We start from the raw sequence: 16899 nt of genomic DNA on the forward strand, positions 1-16899 counted from the left end.
CCTGCACCCCGATCGGTGGTAGTGCTGGCTGCACCCCGGGCGGCGGGATCAGGCGGGCAGGCCGTCCAGGCGGGCCAGGACCTGGAGCATCACCTCGTCGGCTCCGGCGCCGATCGACGTCAGGCGGACGTCGCGGAGCATGCGGGCGGTCCAGGTGTCCTCGAGGTAGCCCATGCCTCCGTGGAACTGCAGGCACCAGTCGGCCACCTCGCGGATCAGGCGGCCGGCCTTGAGCTTGGCCACGGTGGCCATCCGGGTGATGTCGTCGCCGGCCATCAGGGCTTCGGCGGTCTGCAGGTTGTGGCTGCGCAGCAGGTCGACCTCGGCCTGCAGCTCGGTGAGGCGGAACGCGACGTATTGGCGGTCGGCGAGCGGGCGGCCGAACACCGAGCGGTCGTGGACGAACGCGCGGGTGCGGTCCAGGGCGTACTGGCATTGGCCGGCGGTGGTGTAGGCGGCGAAGACGCGCTCGGTGACGAACTGGCGCATCTGCTGCTGGAAGCCGCGGCCGGGCTCGCCGATGGTGTTGGCGATCGGCACGCGGACCTCGTCGAGGGCCAGCTCGGCGGTGTCGGAGCAGCGGTTGCCGAGCTTGTCGAAGGTGCGCACCACCGAGAAGCCGGGAAGGTCGGTGGGGACGACGATCTGCGACATGCCGCGGTAGCCGCCCTCGTCGGAGGTGCGGGCCAGCAGGCACATCCAGTCGGCCTGGGCGCCGTTGGTGATGTAGACCTTCCGGCCGGTGATCACCCAGTCGTCGCCGTCGCGGACGGCTCGGGTGCGCAGCCGGGACACGTCGGAGCCGGTGTCGGGCTCGGTCACGGCGATCGCGGTCACCGCCGTACCGGCAATGGCTGGTCTCAGAAATTGATCTTTGAGCGCAGGGGTGCCGAACGCGTGCAGCGAGGGGGTGGCCATCATCGCCTGCACGCCCATCGCCATGCCGACCCCGCCGGCGTGCATCCGCCCGTACTCCTCGGCGGCGACCTGCTGGAAGCTGTGGTCGGCGCCCTCGCCGCCGTAGGCCTCGTCGTATTCCAGGCCGAGCAGGCCCAGCGCCGCGGCCTTGGGGAAGAGGTCGTGCAGCGGGGCCCGGCCGGCCGCTTCCCACCCGTCGACGTGCGGGTTGACCTCGGTGTCGACGAACCGGCGGACGCTGTCGCGGAACGCTGCATGGTCTTCGTTGAGCCGCATCACCGCACGGTAGCGAGGCACGCGGGCAGAAAACAAGCGCGCTTGCTTGTTTTTCCGTCCTGTGCGACCGTCACCTGGTGCTGCGCATCGGCAACTGCTCCGGCTTCTACGGCGATCGGCTCTCGGCGATGCGCGAGATGCTCGAGGGCGGCGACCTGGACGTCCTGACCGGCGACTACCTGGCCGAGCTCACCATGCTCATCCTGGCCCGCGACCGTGCCGGCGACCCGGCCACCGGTTACGCCCGCACGTTCCTCACCCAGCTGCGCGACTGCCTCGACCTGGCCCTGGAGAAGGGCGTCCGCATCGTCGCCAACGCCGGCGGCGTCAACCCCGAAGGCCTGGCGGCGGCGATCCGCCAATTGGGCCTGCCGGCCAAGATTGCCTGGGTACGCGGCGACGACCTGACCGCACGTGCGGCGGAGCTGGAGCTCGGCACGCCACTGGCGGCGCACGCCTACCTGGGGGCGTTCGGGATCGCGCGGGCGCTCGAACGCGGCGCGGACGTCGTGGTCACCGGGCGGGTCACCGACGCCTCGCTGGTCATCGGGCCGGCCATCGCGCACTTCGGCTGGGCGCGCCGCGACTACGACCGGCTTGCCGGGGCCACCGTGGCCGGGCACGTGCTCGAGTGCGGGACACAGGCGACCGGCGGCAACTACGCGTTCTTCACCGAGATCGACGACATGCTCTACCCGGGCTTCCCGATCGCCGAGATCGACGCGGACGGGTCCTCGGTCATCACCAAACACCCCGGCACAGGCGGCGCGGTCACGGTCGGCACGGTGACGGCCCAATTGGTGTACGAGGTGCAGGACGCCCGTTACGCCGGGCCGGATGTCACCACCCGCCTCGACACGGTGTCGCTGGCGCAGGACGGCCCGGACCGGGTCCGCCTCTCCGGCGTGCGCGGCGAGGCGCCGCCGCCCGACCTGAAGGTGTCGCTGACCTCGCTGGGCGGCTTCCGCAACGAGATGACGGTGGTGCTGACCGGCCTGGACATCGAGGCGAAGGCGGCGGTGTTCCGCCGGCAGCTCGAAGCCGCGCTCCCGGTTCGCCCGGCGTCGGTGACCTGGGCGCTGTCCCGGGTGGACGCCCCGGACGCGCCCACCCAGCAGCAGGCGTCGGCGCTGCTCACCGTGGTCGCCCGCGATCCCGAGGAGCGCAAGGCCGGGCGCCTGTTCGCCAACGCCGCGGTCGAGGTCGCTCTGGGCTCCTATCCCGGCTTCTTCAGCACCACGCCGCCCGGGCGGGCGCACCCCTACGGTGTGTTCACCGCCGGGTTCGTGCCGCAGGCCACGGCGCCGCACGAGGTCGTGCACGACGACGGCACGGTGGAATCCATAACCCCGCCGCCCGAGACCCGCACGCTCGAGCCGCTGTCCGCACCACCGCCCGACGAATCGGAAATGTCCGATCCGGGCGGCACGCGGCGGGCGCCGCTCGGGACCGTGGTGGGGGCGCGGTCGGGAGACAAAGGCGGGGACGCCAATATCGGGCTCTGGGTGCGTTCGACGGAGGCGTACACCTGGCTGTCGCAATTGATCTCCGAGGAACGGGTGCGGGAGATGCTCCCGGAAACCGCCGGGCTGCCGATGCGGATCACCCGCCTGCCCAATATCGGTGCGATCAATATCGTCGTCGACGGGTTGCTCGGCGCCGGCGTCGCCTATCACAACCGGTTCGATCCGCAGGCCAAAGGGCTCGGCGAATGGCTGCGGTCGCGGCTGGTGGACATTCCGGAATCGCTGCTGGAGGAGATGTGACTGTCCTGCGATCCGGGCTCGATCCGGACGGCGCCGACGCGAAAGCGGCCCGGGAGGCGATGCTCGAAGCGCTCGGCGAGATCGAGGCCGAGACCGGAAAGGCGGTGGCCGGCGGCGGCGAACAGGCCGTGGCCCGGCATCACTCACGCGGGAAGATGACCGCCCGGGAACGTATCGAACTGCTGCTCGATCTCGACTCGCCGTTCCTGGAATTGGCGGCGCTGGCCGGTTACGGCTCGCAATTCACCGTCGGCGGCAGCGTCGTCGCCGGAATCGGCGTGGTCAGCGGGGTCGAATGCCTGCTGGTGGCCAACGATCCGACGGTCAAGGGCGGGGCCAGCAATCCGTGGTCGCTGAAGAAGACGCTGCGGATGCACGAGGTGGCGTTGCGGAATCGGCTGCCGCTGATCGCGCTCGTCGAATCCGGCGGGGCCGACCTGCCCACCCAGAAAGATGTCTTCATCCCTGGTGGGGCGGTGTTTCGCGACCTCACCCGATTGTCGGCGAACGGGATTCCGACGATCGCGCTGGTGTTCGGCAATTCGACCGCCGGCGGGGCCTATCTGCCGGGAATGAGCGACCACGTCGTGATGATCGAGAAGCGGTCGAAGGTGTTCCTGGCCGGGCCGCCGCTGGTGAAGGCGGCCACCGGGGAGGAATCCGATGACGAGTCGCTCGGCGGGGCCGAGATGCACGCGCGGGTTTCCGGGCTGGCCGACCATTACGCGACCGACGAGCAGGACGCGATCCGGATCGGGCGGCGGATCGTGGCCCGGCTCAACTGGCGCAAAGAGGGCCCATTGCCGGCCGAGGCCACAGCGCCGCGTTATCCGGCCGAGGAACTGCTGTCGATCGTGCCGCCGGGCCTGAAATCGCCGTTCGATCCGCGGGAGGTCATCGCCCGGATCGTCGACGACAGCGACTTCGACGAGGTCAAGCCGCTCTACGGGACGTCGCTGGTGGTCGGGTGGGCGCGGCTGCACGGCTATCCGGTCGGGATCCTGGCGAATGCGCGCGGCGTGCTGTTCAGCGCGGAGGCGCAGAAGGCGGCGCAATTCATCCAGCTCGCCAACCGGTCGCACACTCCCCTGCTGTTCCTGCACAACACGACCGGCTACATGGTCGGCAAGGAATACGAACAGGGCGGCATCATCAAGCACGGCGCCATGATGATCAACGCGGTGTCGAATTCCACCGTGCCGCATCTTTCGGTGCTGATCGGCAATTCGTACGGCGCGGGCCACTACGGCATGTGCGGGCGGGCCTACGACCCCCGGTTCGTGTTCTCCTGGCCCAGCGCCCGGTCCGCGGTGATGGGCGCGCAGCAGCTGGCCGACGTCACCTACCTGGTGTCCAAGGCGTCGGCGCTGTCCCGGGGCCGGCCGTTCGACGAGGACGGCGCCCAGGTCGTCCGCACCATGATCGAGCAGCAGATCACCGCCGAGTCGATGCCGCTGGTGCTGTCCGGGATGGTCTACGACGACGGCATCATCGACCCGCGCGACACCCGTGACGTGCTCGGCGTCGCGCTGTCCGCGATCCATTCCGCGCCGGTCCAGGGCACCGACGCCTTCGGCGTCTTCCGGATGTGAGGCACCGATGATCACGGGTGTGCTGGTCGCCAACCGCGGGGAGATCGCCCGCCGGGTCTTCGCCACCTGCCGCCGCCGCGGCCTGGCCACGGTGGCGGTCTTCTCCGACGCTGACGCGGGCGCGCCGCACGTCCGCGAGGCCGACTGCGCCGTTCGCCTGCCCGGCGACGCGCCGGCCGACAGCTATCTGCGCGGCGATCTGATCATCGCCGCGGCGCTCAAGGCCGGTGCCGACGCCATCCATCCCGGGTACGGCTTTCTCTCCGAGAACGCCGACTTCGCCCGAGCCGTACGCGATGCGGGGTTGATCTGGATCGGTCCGTCGCCGGAGGCGATCGCGGTGATGGGCTCGAAGATCGAGTCGAAGCGCCGGATGGCCGTCGCCGGGGTGCCGATCCTCGACAAGCTCGACGTCGCCGCGCTCACCGAGAGCGACCTGCCGGTGCTGGTCAAGGCGTCGGCGGGCGGCGGTGGGCGGGGCATGCGGATCGTGCGCACGCTCGCCGAGCTGCCCGACGCGATCGCCTCGGCGGCCCGCGAGTCGGCGGCCGCGTTCGGCGACCCGACCGTGTTCTGCGAGCGCTACCTGGAGAACGGGCACCACGTCGAGGTGCAGATCATGGCCGACGAGCACGGCACGATCTGGGCGCTCGGCGAACGGGAGTGCTCCCTGCAGCGCCGCCACCAGAAGGTGATCGAGGAGGCGCCGTCGCCGCTGGTCGACCGGCTCGGCGGCGACCTGCGCAAACGCCTGCTGGCCGCCGGGCGGGCGGCGGCGGCCGCGGTCGGCTACCGCGGCGCCGGGACGGTCGAGTTCCTCGCCGACGAGACGGGCGGCTTCTGGTTCCTGGAGATGAACACCCGCCTGCAGGTCGAGCACCCGGTCACCGAGTGCGTCACCGGGACCGACCTGGTCGGCCTGCAGATCGACGTGGCGAACGGGCGGCCGCTGCCCGGCCCGGAACCGGCGGTGACCGGGCATGCGATCGAGGCCCGGCTGTACGCGGAGGATCCGGCCGCGGACTGGCGGCCGCAGACCGGCACGGTGGTGCGGTTCGACATCCCGGCGGCGGACGGGATCCGGGTCGACGCCGGGGTGGCCGACGGCAGCGTGGTCGGCATCCATTACGACGCGATGCTGGCCAAGGTCATCGCGTACGGCAAAGATCGCGAAACCGTGGCGCGGCAGCTCGCCGCGACCCTGCGCCGAGCTCGCGTGCATGGCGTGACCACCAACCGGGACCTGCTGGTGGCGAGCCTGCTGCATCCCGTCTTCCTGGCCGGTCGCGCCGATACCAGCTTTTATGCCGACCTTTCGCCTTTGCTGCAGGGCGGACTCGACCCGGCGATCGGCGCGCTGGTCGCGGCCCTCGCCGATGCGGCGGCCGAACGTGGGCCGCTGCTGCCCGGCCTGCGCAGCGGTTTCCGCAACATCCCGGTCGGCTTCCGGCGCCGCACCTACGCGACCGGCGAGCGGGAGATCGACGTCGACTACCGGTTCGGCCGCGACGGCGTGGAGTTCGCCGGCGCGCAGGTCGCCGGCGCGCAGGTCGTCAGCGCCACCGCCGGTGAGGTCACGCTGGATCTCGACGGCGTGCACCGAACCTGGACGGCCGGCCGGTTCGGCGACCGGGTCGTGGTCGACGGGGCGCTCGGATCGGCCGAGCTGCGGCGGGTGCCGCGCTTCGCCGACCCGGCCGCCCGGATGCCGGCCGGCGCCCTGGTCGCGCCGATGCCGGGCACGGTGGTGCGGGTGAACGCCGAGGTCGGCGACGCCGTGACGGCCGGGCAGCCGCTGGTCTGGCTGGAGGCGATGAAGATGGAGCACGCGGTGCGGGCGCCGGCCGCCGGCACCGTCACCGAGCTCCCGGTCAAGGTCGGCCAGCAGGTAACGCAGGGCACGCCACTGGCCGTGGTGGGGCATGACTGACCTCCAGCCTAAGCAGGACCGCAGCCGGGCGACCCGGCAGCGTCTCCTGGAGACCACCATCCGGTGCCTGGCCACGCACGGCTGGGAGGTGTCCACGGTCGGCTTCATCGCGGCCGAGGCGGGCATCAGCCGGGGCGCGGTGCAGCATCACTACCGCACCCGGGAGGCGCTGATCCTGGGCGCGCTCGAGTTCATGTTCGACGAGCGGGCGGCGCTGCTCGACGCGCTGCCCGAGCCCACCGGGGCCGGCGACGAGCGTGTGCACCGGATCGTCGAGGGCCTGGTCGACGCGATCGGCGGTGAGCTGTTCCAGGCCGCGCTGCAGGTCTGGACGGTCGCCGCGGCGGACGAGGAGCTGCGGGCCGCCGTCGTGCCCCTGGAGCGGCGCTTCGCCCGCGGCGTGCACCAGCGGGCGGTGCGGCTGCTCGGCGCCGACGACAGCTACCCGGAGGTCCGCGGTCTCATCCAGGCGACCCTCGACCTGGCGCGCGGCCTGGCGCTGGCCGGAGTGCTCACCGACGACTCCCGGCGGCGGGCGCGCGTGGTCCGCATCTGGTCGACTCAGCTCGCGAGGGCGTTATATCCTATTTCATCCGATTTTCACGATGAGTGATCACGCCCACGTCGCGGTCACAGCCGGGTTGCGTAGGATTTCTGGCCGCACGACCTTCCGACGCCGAACCGAGGACGACGATGCCGCTCACGCCCGCAGACATCCACAACATGGCCTTCAAGAAGCCGCCCATGGGTAAGCGTGGATATGACGAGGAAGAGGTGGATGCCTTCCTCGACGAGGTCGAACAGGAGCTCATCCGCCTCCTGGAAGAGAACAACGTCCTCTCGGACCAGATGCAGCGCGGAGGTGGCGGTGGCGGGCTGTCGCCGTCGTCGTCGACCACCAACATGGCGCTGAACGCCGAGCTCAACGACCTGGTCGCCCAGCTCGAGCGACTGCAGGAGGCGCGCGCCCGCGCCGAGCAGAACGCCCGCAACGTGCAGGCCGAGCTGGAGCGCTCCCGCAACCAGGCCCTCACCCCGCTCGCTCCGGTCGACGACGACCGCAACGCGCGGGTGCTGATGATGGCCCAGCGCACCGCCGACGACCACATGCGCGACGCCAAGAGTGAGTCCGAGCAGCTCATCGGCAGCGCCCGCGGCAAGGCGGAGCAGCTGACCAGCGAGGCGCAGCTCAACGCGGCCACGATCGAGAGCGACGCGCGGCGCAACCACACCGAGGCGATCAGCAGCATCGGCGCCAAGCGGGCCGCCATGCTCGACGAGATCGACCGGCTGGGCCAGCTGGCGCAGAGTTACCACAACGCGCTGAACACCCACGTCACGCAGCAGCTGGCGGAGCTCAACGGCGCCCCGGAGAGCGGCATCGGCTGACCTGACCAAATTGACAACGATCATCCCCGCCGAATAGGTTCGGCCGTTGATTCGACGGGGGTGATTCGATGTTTCTGCGATGGGCCGTGGCGGCCTCTCTGATCGTGGCGCTGGCGGGCTGCTCGGACAGCTCGCCGACCGCGTCGCCGGTGTCGTCCCCGGCGAGTGTCGCTCCATCGAGTGAAATTCCGGCGCCGTCCGCAACCGCCCCGCCGGCCACGTCGACGGCCACGCCGGCCCCGGCGCCAGCGTCGTCGGGCCGCTTCGACGGCATCCAGCTCGTCAAGTCCGGCGGAATCGCCGGCATCACCGAGACCACCACGATCAAGCCGGACGGCACCTGGAACATCGTCAAAGGCAAGACCGGCATCACCAAGACCGGCAAGCTCAGCTCGGCCGACCTCGGCAAGGTCGTCACGCTGGCCACCGATCCGCGGGTGCAGACCGAGGCCGACCGGAAGTGGCCGACCCGCGGCACCTGCAACGACGCGTTCTCGTACCTGCTGATCGTCGGTTTCCGGATGATCCGCTACGAAGGATGCCCCAGCGCCGGCGAGCAGCCGCCGCTGGCCGTGCAGATCATCGGCCTCGTGCAGCAGGTCACCAAGTAGAACGCCCCGGACCGTGGTGCGGTCCGGGGCGGCAAAGAGGTGGATCAGCTGATCGGCAGGAGCTGGTCGTCGACCGTGGCCGTGCCGCCCAGCGGCAGCGTGAACGTCTCGGCCTCGTCGTAACCGAGCGCCTGGTACGCCCACTGCAGCTGCCCCTGCGAGGTCAGGAAGTAGACCTTGAAGTCGCCCGGGGCCAGCTTGTCGATCGTGTAGTGACCGGCCGCGTCGGTGGTGGCCGACACCGAACCCGCGTTCATGTCGATGTAGTTGACCTGCGCGCCCGCGACCGGCGCACCGGCCACATCGGTGAGCGTGCCGGTCAGCGTGGCCGCCGCCAGCAGCTTGTTGCTGACGCGCACCGTCCGGCCGGCGCCGACCGCATACCGCGTGGCCTCGTCCCGGCCGGCGGTGCTCGGCGCGAACTGCGTGAAGTGGCCGTCGGTGAAGCGCAGCACGTAGGTCTCGTTCGGGGCGACCCGCAGCGAGTACGTCCCGTCGGTGGCGGTCGTGCCGTCGAAGGAGCGGGCGTGCTCGTCGTCCTCGGCGCTCACCTGGACACCGGCGGCCGGAGCGCCGGTCGCGGTGGTGACCTTGCCGGTGACCCGGCCGGCGGCGTAGACGACGCTGTTGGCGACGGTGGTGCGGCCCGCGCGGATGGCGTACGCCGTCGGGCTGTCGGTGCGGCCCGGCGCCCACTCGGTCCAGCCGTCGCGGTCGATCTGGATGTTGTAGGCGCCCTCGTCGAGGCCGGTGACCTTGAAGCGGCCGGCCGCGTCGGTATGCGCCTGGGCGGCGACGTTGGGCGACTCCGGCACCAGGATGGTGATGTCGGCGTCGGCGACGATCGCGCCGCGGGTGTCCCGGACCGCGCCGGCCAGGTTGCCGGTGGTGGTGCCGGCGGCCAGGGCGGGCGATGCGATGAGCGGCGCGGCAACGACGCCCGCAAGAGCGGTCAGGATGACGGACTTGAACATTTCGGTGGTTCCTCCCCCGTGAAGTACTTCGATGTGGGGGACGCTATCGACGGGCCGGCCGGGTCGGGGCCGGGGAACGCGAAGCGCGGCACGAAGCCGGGAGTATCCGCCGGGTGACTGTCAGCCACCCGACTCCCCGCGCTGCCGAACGCCGTGGCGCACGGCAGCGCGCGAGCGGGATCAGGCGCCGGCCGGGGCGTCCCAGAAGACGTACACGGCCTTGTAGGAGATCTTCACGACGGTGCCCGACACGCACGGGCCGGCCGGGGCGACGCCGCCGGAGGTGAAGAGGCGGTTGATGTAGTCCGCCTTGTCGAGGATGCCGGTGCCGGAGTGCGAGTTGACCTTGAGGAGCAGCTCCGGGATGGTGCCGTCCTTCTTCACCCCGTCGTTGACCTTGGCCGCGGTGACCAGCGACTGGTCCCGCAGCGACTGCCAGCTCGGGCCGCCGAAGTGGTGGATGCGGCCGCCGGTGCCGACCAGCTGCGCCTCCGGCGTGGACGGGGTGCTGTAGGTGAGGGTGGTGGCCGAGCAGGTGTAGTTCTGGGTCCCGTTGGTGACGACGAACGCGCCGATCGGCCGGGAGCCGGCCGGCGGCTTGATGGTGCTGTCGATGAACGGGATCGAGACGGCGCGGGCGTCGGCGCCCTGCGGTGCGGGCGCGACCGGAGCGGCCACCGTGGCCGCCGACGCGTTGAACGTGACGGCACCGATGCCCGCAACGACTGCGGCCATGGCGGCGCCGCCGAGAACGACACGGGAGCGACGTGTGCTCAGCATGAGATGAATCCCCCAAGATGGAATTGTGTGCGGTGGGCCCCTACCCACCGCACGCAATTACGGGCGCCGGCCCGGAAGGGTTGATGATCCACACCACTGTTAACCGTTTGTTCACAATGGACCGGCCGATCGACCTAATCCGGGGGTTACATCAAATCTGATCAGCTCCGGCCCGGCGCCGGCGTGGCCCGGATGCCCACCCCGTCCCACCCGGCCTGGACGGCCTGCTGTTCGCGACTGCCCGTGCCGTACAGCTGGCCGGCCTTGGCGAAAGTCGTGTCGGCGAAACCCTGGAAGTCGGTGGTGGCGGTCGACGCCTTCTGCGACTCGTACCAGATGTGCCCCGGCGCCTCCCAGGAATAGCCACCGATGCCGGTCGCGACCAGGAAGAACGCCTTGTTCGGGATGCCCGAGTTGACGTGCACGCCGCCGTTGTCGCCCTCGTCGGTGTCGGGCAGATCGGCGTACCGGTCCATGTGGTCCGGCTGTGGATCTTTGCCGAAGAGCTCGTTGTCGTACGCCGTGCCCGGCGCCTTCATCGACCGCAGCGCGTCCGCGTCCACCCGTGGAGTGAAGATCTCCGCCCCGATCAGCCAGTCGGCCTGGTCGGCGGTCTGCTTGCGGCTCCACTGCTTGACCATCGAGCCGGTGACGTCGGAGAGCGACTCGTTTAGCGCGCCGGACTGATTGCGGTATTCCAGGTTGGCGGTGTGCTCGGTGACGCCGTGGCCCAGCTCGTGCGCGATGACGTCGAGCGAGCCGGTGAAGTCGGTGAAGATCTCGCCGTCCCCGTCGCCGAACACCATCTCCTGGCCGTCCCAGAAGGCGTTGTTGTAACGCCGGCCGCGGTGCACGTAGCCCAGCAGGCGCATGCCGCGGTCGTCGATCGAGTTACGCCCGAACACGTCGCGATAGAAGTCCCGGGTGGCGCCGAGCCCGTCGAACGCCTGGTTGGCCGAGGAGTCGGCGACCGGGCCGTCGTGCTCCGACCGGACCAGCTCGGCGCGCTGCAGGAAGGTGCCGTGGTGGCAGTCGAAGACGCTGCGCCGGCCGCCGGCCGAGGCCGCGACGGCGCCCGCGATCTGGGCCCGGATCTCCCGCTGGCCGCGCAGCTGCGCGGTGGTGAGCAGGGTGGCCAGGGCGGCCTGGCGGATGGTCGCGTCGTCGTTCTCGAGCAGGCGGTCGAGGATGTATGGCGGGGTGATGCAGTTGATGGACATGGCGCACCTCTCAGTAGAGGCCGCCAATACTCTCAGTAATCATGCCTGCCGGTCGAGGGTCGAGTCTCCATCTGGACAGTCGTATCGACGCGGATGCCTGCGAGGAAAACGCCCAGCTCATCGACGTCGGTGAGCGGCAGGACGTGAGCAACGTACTGGTCCGGGCGGACGACCACCATGCACCCGGCGTCACGGTCGATGCCGCGCAGATCGAAGATGTCGCCGCCCCGCGGATCCGGGCAGAACATCTTCTCGTAGTCGATCAGCCCGAGCCTCCCCTTCCGGGGCAGGAGCGCCGCCGGCATCTCGTCGACCGCCAGCTCCCGATGCCCCTGCTGAAAGACGGCCAGGATGTCGATGTCTTTCGACGCGACCGAGGCGGCGACGCGCTGCAGGGTGTCGCCGCGGTCGCCGAACAGATAGAGCCGCCACACCCCGTCGGCCCGGGCGGCATGGCCGAGATGCACCGGCTTGGCATCGGCCAGCCGAACCACCGGCGCGGAGTGAAAACGCATGCCAACCGGAAAACCTTCGGCCAGGCTTTGGTACGCCGTGTCCGCGGTGATCATCGACGGCGCATATCTGGTCGCCACGCCCGCGGTGAAGCGCCCCTGAGTCACGAAGTAGCGCCGGAACTCCTCGCCCGAGTCGGCCGGGCGCGCGCTGAACATGCCGGCGAACTTCCGGTCGAAGTCGATCAGCTCGGCGGCCACCCGCTGCCGCTCCGCCGAGTAGGTGTGCAGCAACTCCGGCCGGGCCTCGCCGCGCAGCACGGCGGCGAGCTTCCACCCGAGGTTCCAGGCGTCCGCCATCGACACGTTCATGCCCTGGCCCGCCTTGGCGCTGTGGGTGTGGCAGGCATCGCCGGCGATGAACATGCGCGGCGACCCGGCCTCCCCGTCGTCGAACCGGTCGCACAGCCGCTGCCCGATCTCGTACACCGACCACCACCCGACGCCCCTGACGTCGATCGTGTACGGATGCAGGATCCGGTTCGCCGCCGCGGCCAGGCTCTCCGGGGTGACGCCCGCCGTGCCGTCCAGCTCGATGTAGAGCCGCACCAAGAAGCCGCCCTCCCGCGGGATGATCAGCACACTCCCGTGCTCGGCCGACTGCACGGCCGCCTTGAGCCGGATGTCCGGGAAATCGGTGACCGCGAGAACGTCCATCACACCCCAGGCCACGTTCATCGCGTCGCCGGTCAGCTCCCGCCCCATCGCGGCCCGGACCGCACTGCGCGCGCCGTCGCACCCGACCACGTACTTCGCCCGGATCGTGGTGTCCCCCACGTCCACCACGACGCCGTCACCGTCACGCCGCACACCGGTGACCCGCATCCCGTAGAACGGCCGCAGCCGGGCGGCGGAACGCTCGAGGTAGTCGAGCAGGTACGCCAGCATCCGCGCCTGGTTGACGATGACGTGCGGCATCTCGGAGATGCCCTCCTCGACGTCGTCGACCCGCCCCACCCGGGTGATCCGGCTCGGATCGGCCGGGTCCGGCTGCCAGAAGCACACCTCATTGACCTGGTACGCCTCGTCGATGAGCCGATTGGCCAGCCCGAACGCCTGGAACATCTCGACCGTCCGGCACGCCACCCCGTCCGCCTGCCCGACCGTGAGCGGCCCGTCCCGCCGGTCCACCAGCACGGTGCGGATCTCCGGGAACGCAGCCAGCTGCGCCGCGAGCACCAACCCGGCCGGTCCGCACCCGACGATCAGCACGTCACAGTCGGCCGGCAGCCCGTCGGGCCGCGCGGCAACGGACGGATGCGCCTCCGCGACGGTGGGATCACCCGGCCGGTAACCGTCCAGATAGAACTGCATCGGCCGTCAGGACGCGGCCGGCGTCACCAGGCAGATGACGTGGCCGTCGGGGTCGGTCAGCACCGACTGCCGCTCGCCCCACGGCTGGTCGGCCGGGGCGTCGACGACGGTGGCGCCGGCTTTCTCCGCCGCCGCGGTCGCCGCGTCGACATCCGCCACGACGAAGCTGACGGCCACACCGGCCAGGCCGGGCGTGGGCGGGCGCTCGTGCAGCAGAAGCTCGATCTGCGTGCCCGGGACGGCCAGCGACACGATGTCGCCGGCAGCGTATTTCTCCGTCAGCCCCAGCACATCCCGGTAGAGCGCGAGCGCCCGCTCCTGGTCCGCCACCGACACGATGATCCGCCGCACTCCCTGCACAGTCACGCGCCCACCTTAGTCGCTGGTCAGCGGGTGCCGTTCTGCACCGGATAGTGGATGACGACCGCACCACCGGTGGCGTAGTTGGCGACATCGGCGGCCACCTGCCGGCCTTGCGGCGACGCCCTCGACGCGGTCATTGCCGCGGCGTCAGCGAAATCGGCTTCGAAGACCGCAAAGTAGGGTGCCTGTCCCTGCGTCGCTGCCACGTCGAAGCTGTAGCGCCAGGCCAGCAGACCGGGCATGCGCGTGACCAGCGGGAGGTGGTTGGTCACGTAGTAGTCGCGGAAGTGGTCGGGATCGGCGGGCTCGGGGTACAGGACCACCAGCTTGTGCATGACAACCTCTGTTCAGCGGCCCGGAGTTGCGCCGACCCCCGCGCTTCGGAAATCGAATCGGTCGACTCGAGGCTACTGCGTCGAATACCGAAGCATCAACAGTGGCGGTGCGACTCAGCGGGCTGCGCCCCGGAGAACGCGACGGCTTGCCGCAGGAAGGTGTGGTCGCGCAGCTGGGCGAGCACGAAGTCGGCGAGGTCGGCGCGGCCCCGCTGACCATCTATCGGTTGGCGACCGGCCGGACCGCGGTGAACTGGGTGTGCTCGTACCGGACGGCGGAGAGCAGCAGGAGCCACTCGTCGCAGCCCTGCCACGGGTACAGATCGGCGGCGCCGCCCCGCACGGTGCGCGGGCTGTCGCCGGGGCGCGGGCGGGCGTCGGCCGGTGCGCCCGCGAAGCCCGGGATCCACGCGTCGGCGCAGACCTCGCTCGCCGAGCCGATCGCCGCCAGCCCGAACGCGTTCTCCGTCGCGGCCGTCCGCTGCTCGTCGGCGAAGTCGTCGAGCAGGTCGACCTCGCCGGGCTTGCCGTCTCCGCGGAACGTCAGCGTGGTGGTTCCGGCGCGGGCCGCGTATTCCCACTCGGCTTCGCTGGGCAGCCGGAACGGCAGCGCCTCGAGCAGGTCGTCGAGGTCGTCCTCGAGCCGGGCGACCGTCGAATCCGCGTCGGCGTAATCGTCCTCGTAGTCGGGCAGCCAGTGCCGGACCTGAGCGACCGTCAGCGGATGGCGGGCGATCAGGAACGGCTCGACCCGCACCTCACGGACCGGCTGGGCATCGCCGGCGCCGGCCAGAAACGACTCGATGGTGTCCTCGACCCCGCCGGCCCGCTCGATGGCGCGCACCGCCTCCAGCTCCGCCTCCGACAGGCCCATCCGGAACGTGCCGCCCGGCACCTCCCGGAACACCACACCCGACGCGACGTGCCGCCATGCCGGACGCCCGGCCACCATCTCCTCGGCCCACATGGCGCGGAACGGTAGCACCTACCGGCGAACCGGCCGGTGGGTCCCGGTCAGCCTCCCGGACAGAGCTGCGGCGAGCTCGTAGGCGACCGGCGGCTTGCCGGACCGGCCCATGTTCCGTCGCCCCGCGCGGATCCGGGGCCGGCGGCGGCTCATTTGCTGCGCCACCGCCGTCCGGAATGTTCAGCGGCAGTTCCTGGCGCGGTTGAGGCAGGTGGCGATGCGCTGCATGGTCTTCGTGGAGTTGACGTTGACGAAGTCGTTGTGGTCGGAGAACGGGTTGTGGTTCTCCTCGGGGAAGGAGTCCAGGGCGTACTGGCCCTTGAGCTGGACGTCGCGGGGAATGGCGTAGGAAATGGTGATCCGCAGCTGCGGGATGGCGGCGAAGCCGGCCGGGCAGGCCCCGGTCTTCGGGTCGGCGAACGCGACGTGGCTGCGGTGGTTGGTGCTGTCGATGTTCTTGCCGTCCCAGCAGCCGGGGAAGTCCTGGACCCGCTGGACCTGGCTGCCCTGGGGGCAGACCGGGTACTTGTCCGAGAGGCGGTCGCGGAAACCGGAGCAGGTCCAGGTGGCGCGGGCGTTGGCCGGGCCGCGGCTGGTGGGTTTCGCGTCGCCGGTCAGTTCACGCAGGAACTTCGGCATCGGCACGACCTTGCTGACCGGGTTGCCGCGGTACTCGATGAGCACGGACGCCGGCCGTACGATGCCGCCGGTGTTGTTGGGCAGTTCCAGGTTTTTGCCCTGCGGGTCGGGCAGCGGGGCCGCCGAGCCGCTCGGCGCGGGCGAGGGCGTGGGCGAGGGCTGACCGAGGCTGCAGGCGGCGAGAGCGGCGAGTCCCTGCGGTCGGGCGGCGGTGCGACCGATGGCGATGGCGATGCGGTCCAGCACCGCGGTGCGTTTGGCCGTCAGCGGGCCGAGGACGGCGTTCTCCGCAAAAATCGCATCGCGGCTCGTGACCAACCGCTGATTGGCCTCGGAGATCTGCCGGTCGAGTTCGGCCAGGCTCCGGTCCACCTCGGCGAGCGCGGAGGAGGGCACGCCGGGCAGTTTGTCGCGCACGGTCGGGCAGCTCACCTGGGCGCTGGCGGCCGCACCACCCGCCGCGCCGTGGCCGGTGTGCAGGCCGGCGTGGATGCCGTCGTAGCTGATGTCGCACTCGGTCAGCGAGACCAGGCCGGACGGGCGCTTGCCGCCGGCGGCCCGGATCGCGTCACTGATCTTGGTGAGGATCGCCGCGCGGCGGGTGCGCAGCGACTGCAGGACCCGGTTGTTGAGCTCGGCGTCGACGCCGCGGGTGGCCAGGATCTGCCGGTCGGCGCTCACGTCGAGCCGGTCCAACTCGCTCAGTTGACGGTCGACCGCGGCCTTGGCCCCGGCCGGCACCGCGGGCATCGCGGTCCGTGCCGACGGGCAGACCACGGTGCCGGAGGTGGCGGAGAGCGCCTGCCGGACCTGGTCGCCGGAGGCGCGCACCGACCGGTCGATCCGCACGACCGGCCAGAAGTACGACGACTTGTCGCCGTTGCGGCACGTGGTCCCCGAGGCGTCGAGATCGGCGTCCGAGGAGTTCGCGGTGATGGCCAGGTTCCCGACGAAGTCGTGCAGGTGCTCGGCGCCGTTCTTGATGCCGGGCTGGGCGACCGGGTTGTCCGGGCTGAACTTGCCGTTGCCGTTGGTCCCGCAGTCCACCGTGAACCGGCCGGTCGACGCGTCCGGGCCGGTCCGCGGCCGCATCACGTTCGGTTTCACCTGCTGGATCGGCACGTACTCGGTCAGGCTGGTGGCCGCGTCCGCGGTTCCCTTGCCGCCGCTGGAGACGAACGTCGCCGTGAGCGCCCCGGTCGCGGCCAGAACCGCGGCCACCAGAGCAAGCCGCGCCGGCCTCTTTCCGTAACGAACTCTCATCCGATTCTCCTCGTCTGCGATTCACGCGTGGCACTCCCCCTTACGGCGAA

Annotated in this window: 15 protein-coding genes; 6 read left to right on the plus strand and 9 right to left on the minus strand. The window is 70.7% G+C overall.

The window, feature by feature from the left end; all coding sequences use genetic code 11:
- Positions 1–48 precede the first annotated feature (48 nt).
- Entirely contained in the window at positions 49–1194 is a 1146-nt protein-coding gene (locus AB0E90_RS10355; protein ID WP_360402387.1) for an acyl-CoA dehydrogenase family protein, read from the minus strand.
- A 77-nt stretch (positions 1195–1271) separates the two neighbouring features.
- Here AB0E90_RS10355 and AB0E90_RS10360 point away from each other — a divergent pair, with 77 nt between their 5' ends.
- The 6 genes from AB0E90_RS10360 to AB0E90_RS10385 all read left to right on the plus strand — a co-directional run bounded on the left by AB0E90_RS10360 (position 1272) and on the right by AB0E90_RS10385 (position 8482).
- Complete coding sequence (locus AB0E90_RS10360; RefSeq protein ID WP_360402389.1) at positions 1272–2960, plus strand: acyclic terpene utilization AtuA family protein; 1689 nt, start codon at positions 1272–1274, stop codon at positions 2958–2960.
- Positions 2961–3019: 59 nt separating this feature from the next.
- On the plus strand, positions 3020–4552 hold the full coding sequence (locus AB0E90_RS10365; RefSeq protein WP_360402461.1) for an acyl-CoA carboxylase subunit beta: 1533 nt from the start codon (positions 3020–3022) through the stop codon (positions 4550–4552).
- 7 nt (positions 4553–4559) lie between these two features.
- Positions 4560–6482 (plus strand): biotin carboxylase N-terminal domain-containing protein, encoded by a 1923-nt coding sequence (locus AB0E90_RS10370; protein WP_360402391.1) that lies wholly within the window; start codon positions 4560–4562, stop codon positions 6480–6482.
- On the plus strand, positions 6475–7095 hold the full coding sequence (locus tag AB0E90_RS10375) for a TetR/AcrR family transcriptional regulator (protein ID WP_360402393.1): 621 nt from the start codon (positions 6475–6477) through the stop codon (positions 7093–7095). Before AB0E90_RS10370 ends, AB0E90_RS10375 begins: the two co-directional genes overlap by 8 nt.
- Before the next feature lie 80 nt (positions 7096–7175).
- The gene (locus AB0E90_RS10380) at positions 7176–7871 is read left to right on the plus strand and encodes a DivIVA domain-containing protein (RefSeq protein ID WP_360402395.1); all 696 of its coding nucleotides are present in this window, start codon (positions 7176–7178) and stop codon (positions 7869–7871) included.
- A 68-nt stretch (positions 7872–7939) separates the two neighbouring features.
- Entirely contained in the window at positions 7940–8482 is a 543-nt protein-coding gene (locus AB0E90_RS10385) for a hypothetical protein (protein WP_360402397.1), read from the plus strand.
- Between the two features lie 44 nt (positions 8483–8526).
- On the opposite strand, the gene AB0E90_RS10390 is transcribed toward AB0E90_RS10385, so the two are convergent.
- The 8 genes from AB0E90_RS10390 to AB0E90_RS10425 all read right to left on the minus strand — a co-directional run bounded on the left by AB0E90_RS10390 (position 8527) and on the right by AB0E90_RS10425 (position 16849).
- Positions 8527–9456 (minus strand): carboxypeptidase-like regulatory domain-containing protein, encoded by a 930-nt coding sequence (locus AB0E90_RS10390; protein ID WP_360402399.1) that lies wholly within the window; start codon positions 9454–9456, stop codon positions 8527–8529.
- 180 nt (positions 9457–9636) lie between these two features.
- Entirely contained in the window at positions 9637–10236 is a 600-nt protein-coding gene (locus AB0E90_RS10395; RefSeq protein WP_360402401.1) for a DUF3455 domain-containing protein, read from the minus strand.
- A 161-nt stretch (positions 10237–10397) separates the two neighbouring features.
- A complete protein-coding gene (locus AB0E90_RS10400; RefSeq protein ID WP_360402403.1) occupies positions 10398–11456 on the minus strand; it encodes a M4 family metallopeptidase in 1059 nt (352 codons plus the stop codon).
- Positions 11457–11488: 32 nt separating this feature from the next.
- Positions 11489–13282 carry an FAD-dependent monooxygenase gene (locus AB0E90_RS10405; RefSeq protein WP_360402405.1) on the minus strand — a complete coding sequence of 598 codons (1794 nt, stop codon included), beginning with the start codon at positions 13280–13282 and terminating at the stop codon, positions 11489–11491.
- Between the two features lie 6 nt (positions 13283–13288).
- Entirely contained in the window at positions 13289–13648 is a 360-nt protein-coding gene (locus AB0E90_RS10410; RefSeq protein ID WP_360402407.1) for a VOC family protein, read from the minus strand.
- Between the two features lie 20 nt (positions 13649–13668).
- Positions 13669–13980 (minus strand): EthD family reductase, encoded by a 312-nt coding sequence (locus AB0E90_RS10415; RefSeq protein WP_360402409.1) that lies wholly within the window; start codon positions 13978–13980, stop codon positions 13669–13671.
- A 220-nt stretch (positions 13981–14200) separates the two neighbouring features.
- Positions 14201–14947, minus strand: a complete 747-nt coding sequence (locus AB0E90_RS10420) for an SUMF1/EgtB/PvdO family nonheme iron enzyme (RefSeq protein ID WP_360402411.1) — start codon at positions 14945–14947, stop codon at positions 14201–14203.
- 180 nt (positions 14948–15127) lie between these two features.
- On the minus strand, positions 15128–16849 hold the full coding sequence (locus AB0E90_RS10425; RefSeq protein ID WP_360402413.1) for a DUF1996 domain-containing protein: 1722 nt from the start codon (positions 16847–16849) through the stop codon (positions 15128–15130).
- Between the last annotated feature and the right edge of the window lie 50 nt (positions 16850–16899).

It is taken from the genome of Actinoplanes sp. NPDC026619, from assembly GCF_040638295.1.
GTDB lineage: Bacteria > Actinomycetota > Actinomycetes > Mycobacteriales > Micromonosporaceae > Actinoplanes.

Excerpts from the sequence above, each read along its gene's own strand:
- AB0E90_RS10355 (WP_360402387.1), bottom strand. The coding sequence starts at position 1,194 with ATGCGGCTCAACGAAGACCATGCAGCGTTCCGCGACAGCGTCCGCCGG.
- AB0E90_RS10365 (WP_360402461.1), top strand. The coding sequence starts at position 3,020 with ATGCTCGAAGCGCTCGGCGAGATCGAGGCCGAGACCGGAAAGGCGGTG.
- AB0E90_RS10370 (WP_360402391.1), top strand. The coding sequence starts at position 4,560 with ATGATCACGGGTGTGCTGGTCGCCAACCGCGGGGAGATCGCCCGCCGG.
- AB0E90_RS10375 (WP_360402393.1), top strand. The coding sequence starts at position 6,475 with ATGACTGACCTCCAGCCTAAGCAGGACCGCAGCCGGGCGACCCGGCAG.
- AB0E90_RS10380 (WP_360402395.1), top strand. The coding sequence starts at position 7,176 with ATGCCGCTCACGCCCGCAGACATCCACAACATGGCCTTCAAGAAGCCG.
- AB0E90_RS10385 (WP_360402397.1), top strand. The coding sequence starts at position 7,940 with ATGTTTCTGCGATGGGCCGTGGCGGCCTCTCTGATCGTGGCGCTGGCG.
- AB0E90_RS10390 (WP_360402399.1), bottom strand. The coding sequence starts at position 9,456 with ATGTTCAAGTCCGTCATCCTGACCGCTCTTGCGGGCGTCGTTGCCGCG.
- AB0E90_RS10395 (WP_360402401.1), bottom strand. The coding sequence starts at position 10,236 with ATGCTGAGCACACGTCGCTCCCGTGTCGTTCTCGGCGGCGCCGCCATG.
- AB0E90_RS10400 (WP_360402403.1), bottom strand. The coding sequence starts at position 11,456 with ATGTCCATCAACTGCATCACCCCGCCATACATCCTCGACCGCCTGCTC.
- AB0E90_RS10405 (WP_360402405.1), bottom strand. The coding sequence starts at position 13,282 with ATGCAGTTCTATCTGGACGGTTACCGGCCGGGTGATCCCACCGTCGCG.
- AB0E90_RS10415 (WP_360402409.1), bottom strand. The coding sequence starts at position 13,980 with ATGCACAAGCTGGTGGTCCTGTACCCCGAGCCCGCCGATCCCGACCAC.
- AB0E90_RS10420 (WP_360402411.1), bottom strand. The coding sequence starts at position 14,947 with ATGTGGGCCGAGGAGATGGTGGCCGGGCGTCCGGCATGGCGGCACGTC.
- AB0E90_RS10425 (WP_360402413.1), bottom strand. The coding sequence starts at position 16,849 with ATGAGAGTTCGTTACGGAAAGAGGCCGGCGCGGCTTGCTCTGGTGGCC.